The organism is Halobacillus seohaensis, from assembly GCF_042663045.1.
In the GTDB taxonomy this organism is placed as follows: Bacteria; Bacillota; Bacilli; order Bacillales; family Halobacillaceae; genus Halobacillus_A; species Halobacillus_A seohaensis.
This window is the reverse complement of record NZ_JBHSZV010000025.1, coordinates 22,796-38,685: the sequence shown is the minus strand read 5'-3', so window position 1 is coordinate 38,685 and position 15,890 is coordinate 22,796. Positions and strand designations below refer to the sequence as shown.

Annotated in this window: 15 protein-coding genes; 14 read left to right on the top strand and 1 reads right to left on the bottom strand. The window is 39.8% G+C overall.

The genetic code is table 11. The features are described 5' to 3' along the window. Positions 1 to 33: 33 nt before the first annotated feature. From ACFQIC_RS09740 to ACFQIC_RS09690, 11 genes are read left to right on the top strand one after another with little or no spacing between them, the layout of a single operon-like run. Positions 34 to 1,041, top strand: a complete 1,008-nt coding sequence (locus tag ACFQIC_RS09740) for a TAXI family TRAP transporter solute-binding subunit (RefSeq protein ID WP_204708067.1) — start codon at positions 34 to 36, stop codon at positions 1,039 to 1,041. Between the two features lie 39 nt (positions 1,042 to 1,080). Beyond that, positions 1,081 to 2,700 carry a long-chain-fatty-acid--CoA ligase gene (locus tag ACFQIC_RS09735; protein ID WP_204708066.1) on the top strand — a complete coding sequence of 540 codons (1,620 nt, stop codon included), beginning with the start codon at positions 1,081 to 1,083 and terminating at the stop codon, positions 2,698 to 2,700. Continuing rightward, on the top strand, positions 2,700 to 3,563 hold the full coding sequence (locus ACFQIC_RS09730) for a 3-hydroxyacyl-CoA dehydrogenase family protein (protein WP_204708065.1): 864 nt from the start codon (positions 2,700 to 2,702) through the stop codon (positions 3,561 to 3,563). Before ACFQIC_RS09735 ends, ACFQIC_RS09730 begins: the two co-directional genes overlap by 1 nt. A gap of 29 nt (positions 3,564 to 3,592) precedes the next feature. Then, the gene (locus tag ACFQIC_RS09725; RefSeq protein ID WP_204708064.1) at positions 3,593 to 4,366 is read left to right on the top strand and encodes an electron transfer flavoprotein subunit beta/FixA family protein; all 774 of its coding nucleotides are present in this window, start codon (positions 3,593 to 3,595) and stop codon (positions 4,364 to 4,366) included. Positions 4,367 to 4,384: 18 nt separating this feature from the next. Continuing rightward, the gene (locus tag ACFQIC_RS09720) at positions 4,385 to 5,359 is read left to right on the top strand and encodes an electron transfer flavoprotein subunit alpha/FixB family protein (protein WP_204708063.1); all 975 of its coding nucleotides are present in this window, start codon (positions 4,385 to 4,387) and stop codon (positions 5,357 to 5,359) included. Between the two features lie 6 nt (positions 5,360 to 5,365). Beyond that, positions 5,366 to 6,211 carry a 3-hydroxyacyl-CoA dehydrogenase family protein gene (locus tag ACFQIC_RS09715; protein ID WP_204708246.1) on the top strand — a complete coding sequence of 282 codons (846 nt, stop codon included), beginning with the start codon at positions 5,366 to 5,368 and terminating at the stop codon, positions 6,209 to 6,211. 14 nt (positions 6,212 to 6,225) lie between these two features. Next, on the top strand, positions 6,226 to 7,374 hold the full coding sequence (locus ACFQIC_RS09710; RefSeq protein WP_204708062.1) for an acyl-CoA dehydrogenase family protein: 1,149 nt from the start codon (positions 6,226 to 6,228) through the stop codon (positions 7,372 to 7,374). Between the two features lie 20 nt (positions 7,375 to 7,394). Continuing rightward, positions 7,395 to 8,579, top strand: a complete 1,185-nt coding sequence (locus ACFQIC_RS09705; protein WP_204708061.1) for a thiolase family protein — start codon at positions 7,395 to 7,397, stop codon at positions 8,577 to 8,579. Then, positions 8,580 to 8,996: a PaaI family thioesterase gene (locus ACFQIC_RS09700; RefSeq protein ID WP_390217066.1), complete on the top strand. Its 417-nt coding sequence runs from the start codon at positions 8,580 to 8,582 to the stop codon at positions 8,994 to 8,996. Positions 8,997 to 9,022: 26 nt separating this feature from the next. Continuing rightward, positions 9,023 to 9,802 (top strand): enoyl-CoA hydratase/isomerase family protein, encoded by a 780-nt coding sequence (locus ACFQIC_RS09695; RefSeq protein WP_204708059.1) that lies wholly within the window; start codon positions 9,023 to 9,025, stop codon positions 9,800 to 9,802. 15 nt (positions 9,803 to 9,817) lie between these two features. Continuing rightward, positions 9,818 to 10,225 carry a PaaI family thioesterase gene (locus ACFQIC_RS09690; protein ID WP_204708058.1) on the top strand — a complete coding sequence of 136 codons (408 nt, stop codon included), beginning with the start codon at positions 9,818 to 9,820 and terminating at the stop codon, positions 10,223 to 10,225. A gap of 64 nt (positions 10,226 to 10,289) precedes the next feature. On the opposite strand, the gene ACFQIC_RS09685 is transcribed toward ACFQIC_RS09690, so the two are convergent. Further along, positions 10,290 to 11,501, bottom strand: coding sequence for an MFS transporter (locus ACFQIC_RS09685; protein WP_204708057.1), 1,212 nt, complete (start codon positions 11,499 to 11,501; stop codon positions 10,290 to 10,292). A gap of 486 nt (positions 11,502 to 11,987) precedes the next feature. Here ACFQIC_RS09685 and nagE point away from each other — a divergent pair, with 486 nt between their 5' ends. The 3 genes from nagE to nagB are packed head-to-tail and all read left to right on the top strand — an operon-like array spanning position 11,988 to position 15,879. Beyond that, entirely contained in the window at positions 11,988 to 13,910 is a 1,923-nt protein-coding gene (nagE, locus tag ACFQIC_RS09680; protein ID WP_204708056.1) for an N-acetylglucosamine-specific PTS transporter subunit IIBC, read from the top strand. 56 nt (positions 13,911 to 13,966) lie between these two features. Next, a complete protein-coding gene (gene nagA / locus ACFQIC_RS09675) occupies positions 13,967 to 15,151 on the top strand; it encodes an N-acetylglucosamine-6-phosphate deacetylase (RefSeq protein ID WP_204708055.1) in 1,185 nt (394 codons plus the stop codon). Further along, positions 15,148 to 15,879 (top strand): glucosamine-6-phosphate deaminase, encoded by a 732-nt coding sequence (nagB, locus tag ACFQIC_RS09670; protein WP_204708054.1) that lies wholly within the window; start codon positions 15,148 to 15,150, stop codon positions 15,877 to 15,879. Before nagA ends, nagB begins: the two co-directional genes overlap by 4 nt. Positions 15,880 to 15,890 lie beyond the last annotated feature (11 nt).

The window sequence follows — 15,890 nt, the reverse complement described above, 5'->3', positions numbered from 1 at the left end:
TATTGATCAGCCTTAAAAAAGGAGAATGTTTTTATGAAAAAAAAATTTATAAGTATAATTTTGCTGGTATCTTTTTCGATATTGCTTACGGCATGTAGTGAGACAACATCAAGTGATTCTGGTGATAAACGGGAAGCACCTAGTGAGTTTCTTAAAATTGGAAGTGGACCAATGGGATCGGGTTGGTATCCAATTACGACCGTTATGATCGATGTTTATATGGATGGATTTTCGAAATTGAATGTATCACAAATTGAGGGAGGGTCAACTGGGAACCTTGAATCTCTAGAAGTTGGAGATATTCAAATGGGATTAAACTATACATCAGATTTTACATCCGCACTTGAAGGTGGAGATGGATTTGAAAAACAACTTGAGGAAGTTTCAGCTATTGGAGCTTTGTACCCTGTCTATCAAACGATTGCTACAACAACGGATAATGATGATATCAATGCAATTGAAGACATAGTAGATAAACATATTTTTCTAGGTCCAAAAGGTGGGGGAGGACCAGTAGCATTTTGGAAGATGATGGAGGAATACGAAATTGATGAAGAAACAATTGAAGAAGCTGGAGGTAAGGTTTCCTATGGTAATTACTCAGACGGAGCATCTATGTTAAAAGACAATAATGTAGAAGTTTTTGTCGGCGGAGGGGCACCGTTTATCCCTGCTTTGCAAGAAATAGAAATAACGAAACCTATTAAGGTCATACCTATTGACGAGGATAAGCTTAACAGTATAGAAGAAAAAGGCTTAGGGATCTCTTCGGGAGAAATTCCAGGTGGAACATACAAAGACCTTGATGAAGATATTCCAACATATACCATGGTCACAATGCTATCTGCAAGAAGTGATATAGAAGATGAATATGTATACGATCTGACTGAATTATTTTGGGAAAATATTGAGGCATTTGAAGATCAAATTCCTGAAAGAGCTAAATATTTTACAATAGAAACAGCACTTGATGGGATTAAATCTGAAAACTTACACCCAGGAGCAAAGAAATACTATGAAGAGGTTGGAGTTCTGGAATAAAGCATATAGGAAGGAATTTAGAAAGGAGGAGAATTTTAGTTGAATGAATTAGCAGAGCGAAAGTGGTATAAGGCATATCCATCGGAAATGGAGAAGAAGATAAACTATCCTGAAGTATCATTATATTCACTATTAGAGCAGACAGTTGAGAAATACGGAAGTCGAACAGCCATCATCTTAGAGGATATTCAAATCTCTTATCAAGAGTTAAAGGACAAGGTTGATCGACTGGCAGGGGCCTGGCATGAGATGGGCTTAGTGAAACAGGATAGAATTGGATTGATGATTTCTAATCATCCGGATTACATTGTTGCTTATTATGCTGCTCAGAGGTTAGGGATGATTGTCGTCCAAATTAATCCGAGGTATACAGCACGTGAGCTTTTACAAATTATAAGCGACTCGAATACTACTTGCCTTGTAGCAGAGAAGAATAACTTGGAAACCGTAGATCAAGTGAACGATATTCAAAAGCTAAGCCATATTTTTATAGCGGGAGCTGATACAACCGATCATCGTTCACTAGAATTTTTAATAGAGAATTCTTCTCCTTTACTAAAAGAAATACCTATCTCCGTTAAAGATGATGTAGCAGTTATCCAGTATACAGGTGGTACATCTGGAAAAATGAAGGGAGCCATGCTAACACATTTTAACCTTGTGGCAAATGTTATTCAAAGCCATGCCATGTATGGAAAAAACATGCTTTTTGGAAAAGAAGTTGTCCTTATAGCAACCCCGCTCTATCATGTGTACGCCATGACTAGTGCGATGAATCTAGGAATCTATACTGGGGCATCCCTTCTGTTATTTAAGAAATTTGAAGTAGACGATGTTTTAGAGAAAATCAAAAAATATCAACCGACTTTTTTTCCTGGCGTTCCTGGAATGTATAACGCCTTTGTTAATCATCCTGACGTTGAATCTTATGGTTTGCATTGTTTGAAGTTTTGTTCAAGTGGTTCAGCTCCTTTGCCGGTAGAGATTATTAAAAGTTTTGAAAAATTAACAGGAGCAGTGATAGGTGAAGGTTTTGGATTAACTGAAGCTTCTCCATCTACCCATCGGAATCCAACAAATGGCGTTAGAAAAGTCGGAAGTATCGGCATACCACTTCCGGGGACAGACAGTAAAATTGTCGATGAAGAAAACCGGGAATTACCGGAAAACTGTGTAGGTGAGTTAATAATCAAAGGACCGCAGATCATGAAGGGGTATTGGCTAAATAGTGAAGAGACACAACAAACGTTAAGAAGTGGTTGGTTATATACTGGAGACTTAGCTATGTCTGACGAGGATGGTTACTTTTATATCGTTGGTAGAAAAAAAGAAATGATTATAAATGGTGGTTTTAACATTTATCCGCAAGAAATTGAAAGCGTTTTATATGAACATCCTGATGTGAAAGAAACAGCTGTCGTTGGAATACCAAACGAGAAAAGCGGAGAAGTAGTCAAGGCATTTGTTGTGCCAAAGCAGGGACGTACGATTGATTTTGAAGAGTTAAAAGGACACTGTTACCGCAACTTAACACGGTATAAAGTTCCTAAACAATTCGAAATTTGTAACGAATTACCAAGAAATACTGTTGGAAAACTGTTAAAAAGAAAACTAGTTGAAGAGGAAAAAAGAAAAATCACTGAAGGAGGAAAAAAATAATGCAAGAAAATTCCATTCGGGAAGTTGCTGTCATTGGTGCGGGCGCCATGGGTTCACAAATTGCTATGATCTGTGCTCTAGAAGGTTATCACGTCATTCTTAATGATATTGAAGAAGAGAGTTTATCCACAGCAAAGGATTCACTGAAAGGTCACATGGACCGTCGTATTCAGAAAGGAAAACTTACTGAGTACCAGGTTGAAGAAGCTTTTGAACGCTTAACTTTTAATACTAATCTAGCTTCTATTAATCAAGTGGATCTCGTCATAGAAGCAGTAGTAGAGAAGCTGGACGTAAAAAGGGAATTATTCTCAAAGATTGATGAAGTGACTCCAGACCATACGATTATTGCTACCAACAGTTCGACTATTGTTAGCTCAAAAATCGCTGATGTAGTAAAACATCCAGATAAGGTTTGCAACGTGCATTTTTTCAACCCTCCTTTGGTCATGGAATTAGTTGAAGTAGTTAAAGGACCACATACGTCTGAAGAAACGGCTCAAACAGTTTTCACCTTTGTTGAGAGAATAAAGAAAGTTCCTGTCATGCTGAATAAAGAAATCTCCGGATTTATCGCTAATCGAATCCTTGGAAAGTTAATGGATGAAGCCGTCTTCCTTTTAGAAAATGGTTACGCAACCCATGAAGAGATCGATACGGTGTGCACAAAAGCATTAAACCATCCAATTGGTCCTTTTGCATTAATGGATTTAACTGGAATTGATGTGAACTATTTTGTAAGGATGCAGCGTTATCAGGAAACCGGAAGTGAGGAAGATAAACCGGCAAAATTAATAGAAGAAAAAGTGGAAAAAGGTGACCTTGGACGTAAAACAGGAAAAGGTTTTTATCAGTACAGTTAATTAATTATTTATACGAGGGAGGATCAACTATGAATCTGTTTGTCATTCTAAAACGAACGTTTGATACTGAGGAAAAGATTGTCATCCAAGACGGAAAAATTGTTGAAGAAAGTGCTGAGTTTATCATTAATCCATATGATGACTATGCCGTGGAGGAAGCTGTTCAATTAAGGGATAAACATGGTGGTGAAGTGACCGTCGTTACGATAGGTGAAGAAGAGGCAGCAAAGGAATTACGTACTGCCTTAGCAATGGGAGCAGATAAAGCCGTTTTAATAAATACAGAGGATGATCTAGAAGATGGTGATGCCTACACAACAGCCAAGATATTATCAGAATACTTTAAAGATAAAGAGGTGGATCTCATTTTGGCAGGAAATGTTGCTATTGATGAAGGATCTGGTCAAGTAGGTCCAAGACTGGCTGAATTTATTGGCATTCCTTATATTACGACGATTACAAACCTGGAAATAGAGGGTACACAAGCAACGATTAACCGTGATGTTGAAGGAGATGAAGAGATTATTGAGACATCACTGCCCCTTCTAATCACAGCACAGCAAGGACTAAATGAACCTCGTTATCCTTCCCTTCCAGGGATCATGAAGGCGAAGAAAAAGCCTCTTGAAGAGTTGGAGCTTGATGATCTTGATCTTGAGGAAGAGGATGTAGAAGCTAAGACTAAAACTATAGAAGTCTATCTACCTCTAGAAAAACAAGCTGGAAGAGTATTGGAAGGTGAAGTAAGCGTACAAGTGAATGAATTAGTTTCATTACTACAAAAGGAAGCAAAAGTAATTTAAAAAAGGAGGCAAACACGTATGAAAAAAGTATTAGTACTAGGAGAGATTAGTGATCATCACTTAAGAAATGTATCCTTTGAAACCATTGCAGCTGCAAAAACCATAGCTGGAGACGGAGAAATTGTAGCTCTGTTGATAGGAGAAACAGTACAATCGTTGTCTGATGAAATGATTCATTATGGTGCGGACCGTGTCATTACTGTTGAGGATGAGCAACTAAAAAACTATACATCTGACGGCTATACACAAGCCTTAGGTAACGTGATCGAAACAGAAAAGCCGGAGGGAATCATTTTTGCCCATACAGCTTTAGGTAAAGACTTAGCACCACGACTGGCAAGCAAGTTAGGAACAGGGCTAATATCTGACGTTACAGGTATTGAACAACAAGAAGACACAATTATTTTTACAAGACCGATTTATTCTGGGAAAGCCTTTGAAAAGAAAGTAATTAAGGAAGGAATTGCTTTTGCAACCATTCGTCCGAATAATATTGAACCCCTTAAAAAAAATGAAGATCGTACAGGTGAAGTAACAGTAAATAATGTAGAGATTAAAGACCTTCGCACACGGATTAAGGAAATTATCCGTAATTCAACGGACGGAGTAGATTTATCAGAAGCAAAAGTTGTAATTGCTGGAGGCAGAGGTGTGAAGAGTGAAGAAGGGTTTGAACCATTAAATGAATTAGCTAATGTTTTGGGTGGCGCTGTCGGAGCTTCACGTGGAGCCTGTGATGCAGAATACTGTGATTATGCACTGCAAATTGGTCAAACGGGGAAGGTTGTAACACCAGATCTTTATATAGCTTGTGGGATTTCTGGAGCCATCCAGCACTTAGCGGGAATGTCGAATTCCAAAACAATTGTAGCTATTAATAAAGACCCGGAAGCAAACATTTTTAATGTGGCTGATTATGGAATAGTCGGAGATTTGTTTGAAGTGGTTCCTTTGCTAACGGAAGAGTTCAAGAAGTTGAAAGTTGGTGTTTAAACAGTGATTGGTAATATCACTGTTGTTGGTGCAGGAACAATGGGCAGAGGAATCGCCTTTGCATGCGCGCTAGAAAATTTACCAGTTGTCGTTCAGGACATTAATAAGGAAACTTTGGAAGATGGCAAGCAATATATTGAAGAGCAATTTCAAAAAAGTGTTCAGAAAGGAAAAATAACCGAGGAAGAAGCGATGATTAGGAGAGGGAATATTCATTATTCCATCAGCATGGAAGAGGCGGTACAAAATGCTGATTTAGTCATTGAAGCTGTCCTGGAAATTATGGAATTAAAGGTGAAGATTTTTAAAGAGCTTGATAAGCATGCGCCTAAACATGCCATCTTAGCAACTAATACTTCGACGATGAGCCCTACGGAAATTGCCGCACAAACCAATCGTCCGAATCAATGTATTGCTCTGCATTTTTTTAATCCGGTACCTAAGATGAAACTAATCGAAGTCATTTGTGGTTTGGAAACGTCTGAGGAAACGATTGAAAAATCATTTCAGTTCGGTAAAAGGATTGGAAAGGAATGTGTCAGAATTAATGAATTCCCTGGGTTTGCGGTAAGTCGAATGAATTGTCATATCGGTAATGAAGCGATGAACATGCTAATGGAAGGTGTTGGATCTGTTGAAGATATCGATAAAGCGATGAAACTAGGGTTAAATCATCCGATGGGACCATTGGAATTAGCAGATTTAGTTGGTTTAGATACAAGGCTGCGCAACATGGAATATTTACATCAAACGTTAGGTGAAAAATACCGCCCTTGTCCGATCTTGACGAAGTATGTGAAGGCAGGTCATTTAGGTAAGAAAACGGGCAGGGGATTTTACAACTATTCGTAAAGGGAGTGAAACCGTTGGATTTTAATTTCGAGGAAGACATACAGTTTTTGAAAAAGAACGTTCGTGATTTCATACAAACAGAAGTAGAAGCGGTGGCCATGGAGATTGAAAAAGAGGACAGAATCCCTGATCGTATTCTAGAAATGTCCAAAGCAATGGGACTGTTTGGTCTTAGTATTCCGGAAGCTTACGGAGGATTAGGCATTGGAATGGTAGGAAAGTGTGCTTTATATGAAGAAATAGGGGCAACCCACAATGGTTATACAACATTAATTGGCGCACATACAGGTATTGGAACGGTAGGAATTGTAGAACTAGGAAATGAAGCTCAAAAGAAAAAATACTTACCGGCGTTGGCAAGTGGAGAAACGATTGGGGCATTTGCACTCACGGAACCAAGTGCTGGGTCTAATGCAACAAATTTAAGAACAACCGCCGTGAAACAGGGTGACCATTATCTATTAAACGGAACAAAGCATTACATTACTAACGCCACAGACGCAGACATTTTCACAGTTATGGCTGTAACGGATGCAAGTAAAGGTTCAAAAGGAATTACGTCATTCATAGTTGAAAAGGACTTTCCCAGCTTTCAAGTGGGTGCGGTGGAGCCGAAAATGGGCTTACACGGATCTCAGTCAGCAGAAATAATTATGGAAGACTGCGAAGTTCCTGTAGAGAATGTGTTAGGAGTCGAAGGTGAAGGCTATGTTAACGCCTTAAAAATTCTGACGAATGGCCGAGCAGGATTGGCTGCAAGAAATTTAGGGTCATGTCAAAAACTGCTGGATTTATCGATGCAGTTTGTTCAAGAAAGGGAGCAGTTTGGTGTTCCTATTATTGAACATCAGGCAGTTGCCCATATGGTTTCGGAGATGGCGGTTGAGATTGAAGCCCTAAGGTCTTTCACTTATCGTGTGGCCTGGATGGTAGATGAAGGGAAAAAGGTAATTAAAGAAGCAGCGATGCTGAAGCTATATGGATCAGAAGTCTATAATCGGGTCGCCGATAAAGCAGTCCAAGTTCATGGAGGGATCGGATATATTGCTGATTATCCAATTGAACGATTTTTCCGCGATGCGCGAATTACTAGGATTTATGAAGGAACGTCTGAAATTCAAAAAAACATTATATCTGGCCAGTTGAAAAAAGAGTATAGCTAGATTCTAAAGGAGGTTAACCGATGAAAGATGATTTTGTTATTGTTAGTGCTGTCAGGACGCCTATTGGCGGATACGGTGGCTCATTAAAAGGGTTATCATCAGGACATTTAGCCTCTATTGCTATTAAAGAATCGATCAATCGAGCGGGGGTATCACCAGACCAAATAGATGAAGCTATTCTAGGCGAAGTCAGACAAACTACTGAATCTTCTAATGTTGCTAGAGTAGCTGCCTTACGTGCAGGGATACCAGAGTCAGCCCCTGCTTATACAATTAATCGTTTGTGTGCATCGGGGATGCAAGCTGTGGCTTCGGCTGTTCAACAAATTGCTTTTAATCAGGCGGAGATAGTCGTGGCTGGTGGAACAGAAAGTATGAGTCGTTCCCCTATCTATCTTAGAAACTCAAGATTTGGCGGTGACAAAACAGAGTTAGTAGATTCTAACTCAGAAGCCGGTCAACAACCCAAGGAAATTTATGGGGGAAATCTTGGGATGGGTATGACTGCCGAAAATGTTGCTGAGCAATACAATGTTTCAAGAGAAGATCAAGATTCATTTGCTATTGAAAGTCAAAAAAGAGCATTCCAGGCGATTAATGAAGGTAGGTTTAAAGAGGAAATTGTTCCTGTAGAAGTACATGAGAAAAGGAAATCGTTTGTTGTTGATACTGATGAACACCCTCGTCCGCAAACAACCATTGAAAAACTTTCATCTTTACGTACTGCTTTTAAAGAGAATGGCACGGTAACTGCAGGAAATGCGTGTGGACGAAATGACGGTGCAACAGCGCTCGTAATTATGAAAGCATCTCAGGCTAAAGCGTTAGGTCTTCAACCAGTTGCAAAAATTATTGATTGGGCCACATCCGGTGTTTCACCTGAGGTTATGGGGATCGGTCCTGTACCTGCTGTGAAAAAATTATTAGAAAGAACGTCTAAACAAGTGGAAGATATTGGGCTTGTTGAGTTAAATGAGGCATTCGCAGCCCAAGCGCTGGCAGTCATTCGAGAGCTCTCTTTGGATCCAGAAAAAGTGAACGTTAATGGCGGTGCAATAGCACTTGGTCATCCGGTTGGTGCGAGTGGGGCAAGAATCATCACAACATTAATCCATGAGATGAAAAGAAAAAAGGAATCTTTAGGTATTGCCACCTTATGTGCTGGTGGTGGTCAAGGGATGGCGATGATGATTGAACAAGTTTAATTGGTATTAAGAAAACAGGATAGCTTTGGGGGATATTTACGAATGAACAATCACTCTTCTTTTTTTGACTATATCGGGTATCAGAAGTATAAAGGTGAAAATCAACCTATCAAGCTAGAGCTTAATATTAAAGAGAAGGTGCTGAGCGAAGATGGAACGATCCCGGCAGGTGTGTTTGCAAGTATGCTAGATATTGTAGTTGGTTCTACAATTAGTAGCGAGATGGGAAATCCGACGACTACGGTGAATCTTAATATGAACTTTTTTGACCTAACAAATAAGGGAGCCTATACAGCTTTTGCTTCGATTACTTATAAGGATGAGAAAATGATTACAGGAGAAGGAGTGGTTGTCGACAAAATGAAGAACATCGTTGCCAAAGGAGTCGGAACTTTTAAAGTACTTTCCTCTAAATAATCCATTTAATCGAAAGGAATGATAAGGTGAATTATCAAAATATCGATGTAACTACTAAGAAAGAGTTGGCTTACATTACGATTAACCGTCCAGAAGTACGTAACGCACTAAACAAAGAAACGCTGGATGAAATCGTTGATGCGCTAAATCTACTAACTAATGAAAAATCAGTAGGAGCAGTAGTTTTTACAGGTGAAGGAGAAAAGTCTTTTGCTGCAGGTGCTGATATTCAACAGCTAAACGAAAAATCCGCGGTAGATGCTCTAGATCCTAAGGGAATGCAGTACGTTTACGACATGATTGAGAGCTATGACAAACCAACGATTGCTATGATTAATGGATACGCGCTTGGAGGGGGTTGTGAATTGGCGATGGCGTGTGATATTCGAATTGCATCGACCAATGCAAAACTGGGATTACCAGAGCTGACTCTTTCCATTATTCCAGGTGCCGGTGGAACCCAAAGACTAGCAAGGTTGGTGGGAAAAGGGAAAGCTCTAGAAATGATTTTAACAGGGAAAATGATGAATGCTCAAGAAGCTGTTCAATTTGGATTAGTTTCCGAGGCAGTAGCGCCTGAAGATTTAGCTACTAAAGTAGAAGAAGTAGCATCACAGATTTTAGCTAAAGGACCTTTAGCAGTAAAACTGGCGAAACTTTCTGTCCATATGGGGACGGAAACAGATATGAAAACAGGATTAATGATTGAGAAACTGTCCCAGGCAATTTTGTTTAATTCGGAGGACAAAAACGAGGGAACGCAAGCTTTCCTAGAGAAACGCAAAGCAAATTTTCAAGGGAAATAAAGGGGTGACGTTAACTTGACCAAGGTAATAGATGAGGTACGAGAAAGCTTTGAAGCTAGTCCGTTTTTCTCGCATATAGGTTTTGAAATTGTTGAATTTGAGGAAGGGAACGTGCTTCTTAATCTTCCTATAAAAGAACAACTATTAAATGTTAATGGAACCTTGCACGGAGGGGTTCATGCGACAATGCTCGACCTAATCTTAGGCATGGCCATACGTTCGACAACGAAGACACGTTGTACCACAATGAACCTTAATATCAATTACTTAGCCCCTATCTCTAATGGAGATGTTTCGGCAAAGGGAAGAATTTTGCAGCAAGGGTATCGAACCGTAACGGCTGAAGGTGAATTATATGATCATCAAGGGCAGCTACTGGCAAAGGGGATAGGTACGTATAAATTAATTCGCAGGAATAGCTGAAAAGTAAATAGTTTTATAAAAGTGAAGCTGTGGATCTAAGTTGATCTCACAGCTTTTTTTGCGTTTAATTGGCTTTAGAAGAAGACGCGTAATTTCCTAATATCAATACAAGAATAGCGATGACAGAAAGACTTGTTGCAAAGTAAAAGACAGCCTCTAAGTCAGCGCGTGCCGCAATTTCTCCTGCCACAATAGGTCCTAGGAAGATTCCTATCGCATACAAGGATTGATAGAAACCCATCGTTGGAAGTTTCATGTCTGAAGAGCCAAGTGAAGCAGCCTCACCAAGTAAGATGGGCAATACAAAACCAAGAGCTAATCCGACACCAACATGGGATAAAAGTACGAGCGCAATCGAGTCTGTCCCAGAGAGAACAGCTAAACATAGACTAGAGAAAGCAAAGCTAATAATTAATGCTGCTCGATTGTAAGCTGGATCCAAACTATAAAAGGCTAATCCCAACGATGCGAGCGCATGCGGGATAAAAAAAGCATAAACGATCCACGTAATCGCTTGTTCACCATAACCAAGATTTACGACATAGATTGGTGAAAAACCAAAGATAGTAATAAAAAGAATAGCATGGCCAATAATGGATAAAATAGAAATATTCATTAAATTTTTCACTTTGAACGTTTTCTTACAGATGTTCCAGTAGGAGGAGGTGTTTCGTGATGTTGGCCTTCTAACTTCAGGGACAAATAGTAACAAGGCCGCCCCTAACACCGCTGTTAAGGTAGCAATCCAAAATGGGAAAGTCCATCCATACCACTGGATAAGAACCGAGCAAAGAACCATGCTGATGAACTGAGTGAAAACAGTAATGAATTGCATGGTGCTCATAGCTTTCGTGCTTTTATACACTGGGAAATACTGTCCATACATAATGGTAGCCATTACCCACATTGAAGCTGTAACACCGGCAAGAAGTCTGGCTATGAGTATGAGAGAAAAAGATTCAGAATAAACAAGAAGAATCCCGCTAACTATAGCCATGATAAAACCGAAAATAAGCCACTTCTTTTTTGAACTGTCAAGCCACTCCAAGAATACACCAAGTGGTAAACGAAGCAGGACTTGAGAAATCCCGTAAGCGCCTAAAATGATGCCAATGGCAGAGTAATTCAGGCCAGTGTCTTCCAAGTACACTCCAAATGTCGGAATATAAATATATGTAGAAAACCAAAAACAAAAGATGGAGAATAGGAAAATGCCATGTTGGGTTTTTGATAGTGCAGTTGTTTCTTCCTGCTTTTCTATCGGTTGGTCGAACATAATATCCCTCCTTGATAAGACATAACATTATCTATCTTATATGAGTTGTAGTCTTTTCGTAAAATATAAATTAGTTATACTTTGGCTATGTAAAAGTTAATGTTGATATATTTGTCCAAGTTGAGAAAGAAGTTTATTCAATCATCAGGCAGTATTGTTGAAGACTCGATTCCGAGATGATTGTGTGGAGAAAGGGCTGGTGGGAAAGCGAGTGATTTCCCGGACCTTCTAACGCCATCCTTTGTAATGGAAACCACCGGAATGTCTCGAAGTTGAGTCTTCCACAGTCTGGGGCTTTAACGGAATAAGATAAGTAACTTGCCTAATAAAGAAATCAATGTTTTTTGTAACACTAATTAACAACAAGATCTGAGGAAGGCAACCTATATTTTTAAAAATGGTATAGACAACTATATAACCTCGTGATACAGTACAAATATGAAACGTTTTCATTTTAGAATTTATGAATAAAGAGGTGACTTTTTTATGTTGAATTTCTTACAAAGAATTGGGAAATCCTTAATGTTCCCAATTGCAACTTTACCGGCTGCTGCACTTCTTGTACGCCTTGGCATGGAAGATATGCTTGACATTCCTTTCGTGACGGCTGCAGGAAATGGAATCCTTGGAAACCTTTCATTGATCTTCGCGATTGGTATTGCGATGGGATTTGCGAAGGATGGAAGCGGAGCAGCTGCTCTAGCAGGAGCTGTTGGTGTTTTAGTTCTTGAAGGCGGAATTGAAGCGATTAATGAAGATATTAATATGGGAGTATTTGCGGGTATTATTGCTGGTGTGATTGCGGGGATGTTATACAACCGTTACCATGATGTGAAATTCCCAGAGTTTCTATCGTTCTTTGGCGGGAAAAGGTTCGTACCGATTATTACTTCACTAGTCATGGTTATTCTTTCCTTTGCCTTTGGTTATTTATGGGTGTTTCCACAATATGCATTGGATGCCACGGCAAACTGGATATTGAACGCTGGCGAGCTTGGTGTTGGTGTCTATGGTGTGCTAAACCGTTTGTTTATTCCTGTAGGTTTACACCACGTTATGAATACTTTAATTTGGTTTGATTTTGGTACCTTTACGACCGGATCTGGTGAAGTTGTCCGAGGCGAGATTAATCGTTTCTTAAATGGCGATCCAGATGCAGGTTACTTCTTAGCTGGATTTTTCCCAATCATGATGTTTGGTTTGCCAGCAGCGTGTTTAGCTATGTATGCAGCTGCGAAAAAACATCAGAAATCAGCCGTTGGAGGAATGCTTTTAAGTATTGGTCTAACTTCCTTTTTAACAGGGGTTACCGAACCGATTGAGTTTTCCTTTATGTTCCTATCTCCACTGCTTTATCTTGTTCATGCTTTATTAACAGGTCTTTCTATGGTTGTGGCCTTTATGTTAGATATTAGGCATGGCTTTGGATTCTCTGCAGGGTTGATCGACTATTCATTAAACTATGGGATCGCCCAGAATCCATTATTGCTCATTGTTATGGGTGTTGTTTTTGCAGCGATCTATTTTGTTGTATTCTACTTCCTAATTACGAAGCTTGATTTAAAAACTCCAGGCCGTGATGATGAGGACGATGAGAATACACCAGAAGTTGAACAGTCTGGTGAAGAAACGGATGATAATGATGTGAAAGCTTATCGTTACCTGGAAGCTCTTGGTGGCCCCGAAAATATTAAGTCCTTAGATTACTGCACAACGAGACTTCGTTTACAAATGGCGGACCGTGACCAAGTAAATGAAAAAGCTTTGAAGTCATACGGAGCACGGGGCGTCATGAAGATGGGCAAACAGAACCTTCAAGTAATTGTCGGAACTTCTGTAGAATTTTTGGCGGAAGCGATAAAAAAACGGATGGAGCAAGGAAATCAAGCGCCTCCGATTGATAATGAAAAGGAAGAATCGAAACAAAAAGACACGGAACAAGGGAATCGCGAGCTAAAAGAGAATGATTTTGTTATGCCAAACTCTGGTGTTGTCATGCCGCTTGAAGAAGTTCCAGATGAGATGTTTGCTCAAGGGATGATGGGTCCTGGCTTTGCAATTGACCCAGATGAAGATACCTTCCGCTCACCAGTGGACGGAAAAGTGGTTCAAGTATTTCCGACTAAACATGCTATTGGACTCGAAACAGATAATGGATTGGAAATTCTTCTTCATGTAGGACTTGATACTGTCAAACTAAATGGTGAAGGGTTCGAAACGTTAATAGAAGCTGGCCAGTCTATTAAACAAGGCGATCCTCTTCTCCGAGTGGACCTTGAATTTGTGAAAAGTAAAGCTCCTTCTGTGGTGACACCGATTATTTTTACTAACCTAAAAAATGAATCGGTAACGCTTCATCAGCAAGGAAAGCAATCAGAAGGTCAAACAGGGGTTATAACGATCCAATAAATATTTAGGGAGAAGCACATTGCTTCTCCCTAAGTTGATGATAAGGAGTGAATACGATGTCAGGTAGTATCGAATGGACTAACCTAACGATTGTAACAGAATCTGAAACGATTAATTCAGGCTGTATACAGGTCAACGACGGAAAAATCTTCGCTATCTCTCATCATCCAATAGGCGGTGCGGATGTAACAATAGATGGAGAAGGAGAAAGTTGGACTCTTGTGCCTGGATTTATCGATGGTCATATTCACGGAGCGGATGGCTACGATGTAATGGATGCCAGTGAAGAAGCGATTGCGGGAATGGCGGCTATTTTGCCAAGAGAAGGGACGACTAGCTTTTTGGCTACAACGATGACGCAATCAAAAGAAAATATTTCTCGAGCAGTCACAAATGTTGGGAACTACATGAATAATCAGCAAGAAACAGGTCAGGCCGAAGTGTTAGGGATTCACTTGGAAGGGCCGTTTATTTCAAAAAAAAAGGCTGGAGCTCAACCGCTACAACACATTGCTCCTCCTTCTATAGAACATTTTGATCAATGGAATCAAGCAAGTGACTATAATATTCGCCTGGTTACTTTAGCGCCTGAAATTTCTGGCGCAATAGATTTTATTAAACATGTTTGTAAAAAAGGAATTGTCGCTTCGATAGGGCATAGTGAAGCTACTTTCGACCAAGTGACAGAGGCAGTGCAATCAGGTGCGCGTCACGTCACGCATTTGTACAACCAAATGAGCGGAATGCATCATCGTGAACCCGGTATTGTTGGAGCGGCCTTTTTAAATGAAAAATTGATGGTAGAAATGATCGTTGACCACGTTCATGCCCGTCCAGAATCTGTTCAGTTGGCTTACCACCATACTCAAGCAGACCGGACTATTTTAATTACTGATGCAATGCGAGCAAAATGCCTTCCTGAAGGTGCCTATGACCTTGGGGGGCAACAGGTCAATGTAAAGGGGAAGGAAGCGCGCTTATCTGATGGAACATTAGCGGGTAGTATTTTAACTTTAGAAGAAGCCGTAGCAAATATGAAGCAGAATACCAATCTTAAAATAGAGGACCTCGTACAGATTACTTCAACAAACGCTGCACGCCAATTAGGAGTTTATCAACGGAAAGGTAGTATTACTGAAGGAAAAGATGCAGACCTAGTGATTTTAGATGAGAATTATAGCGTTGTAATGACGGTTTGTCGAGGAGTAATTGCACACGATCGCAGGGAGGACACAGCATGAAAATTATTGTCATGAAAGACTATCAAGAATTAAGTGAAAAAGTATGTGAACTTATTGAAAAACAAGTAAATGATCAACCGAAATCGGTCCTAGGATTAGCAACAGGGGGATCTCCACTTGGAACTTACAAAGAACTCATTAAAGGATATAAAAAGCGAGCTGTTGATTATCAACAAGTGACAACAATGAACTTGGATGAATATATCGGATTGGACAAATCGGATCCTCAAAGCTATCATTTCTTTATGAGACAACATTTATTTGATGAAATTAATATTAATCCTGATCGTACGTATATTCCTAATGGGAAAGCAAACAATCAGGACAAAGAATGTGAGCGATACGAACGTTTGATTGAAGAAGTAGGCCCGCCTGACTTGCAACTGCTTGGGATTGGTCAAAATGGGCATATTGGTTTTAATGAACCTGGAACGTCTTTTACTAGTGAAACCCACATCATAGAGTTAGCAGAGTCTACCAGAAAAGCGAATGCTAGGTTTTTTGACTCCTTAGAGGATGTTCCAAAACAAGCGATTACAATGGGGATTCGTTCGATTTTAAAAAGTGAAAAAGTCATTTTAATTGCTTCAGGTGAGAGGAAAGCAGCGGCAATCAAAAGTCTATTAGAAGATGAGCCAAGCGAAAATATGCCGGCATCTGCCTTGAAAAACCACAAGAATGTCACTTTAATTGTAGATGAAGAAGCTTATATGAAAGTAGGGCATTGAGAGGAGACCAA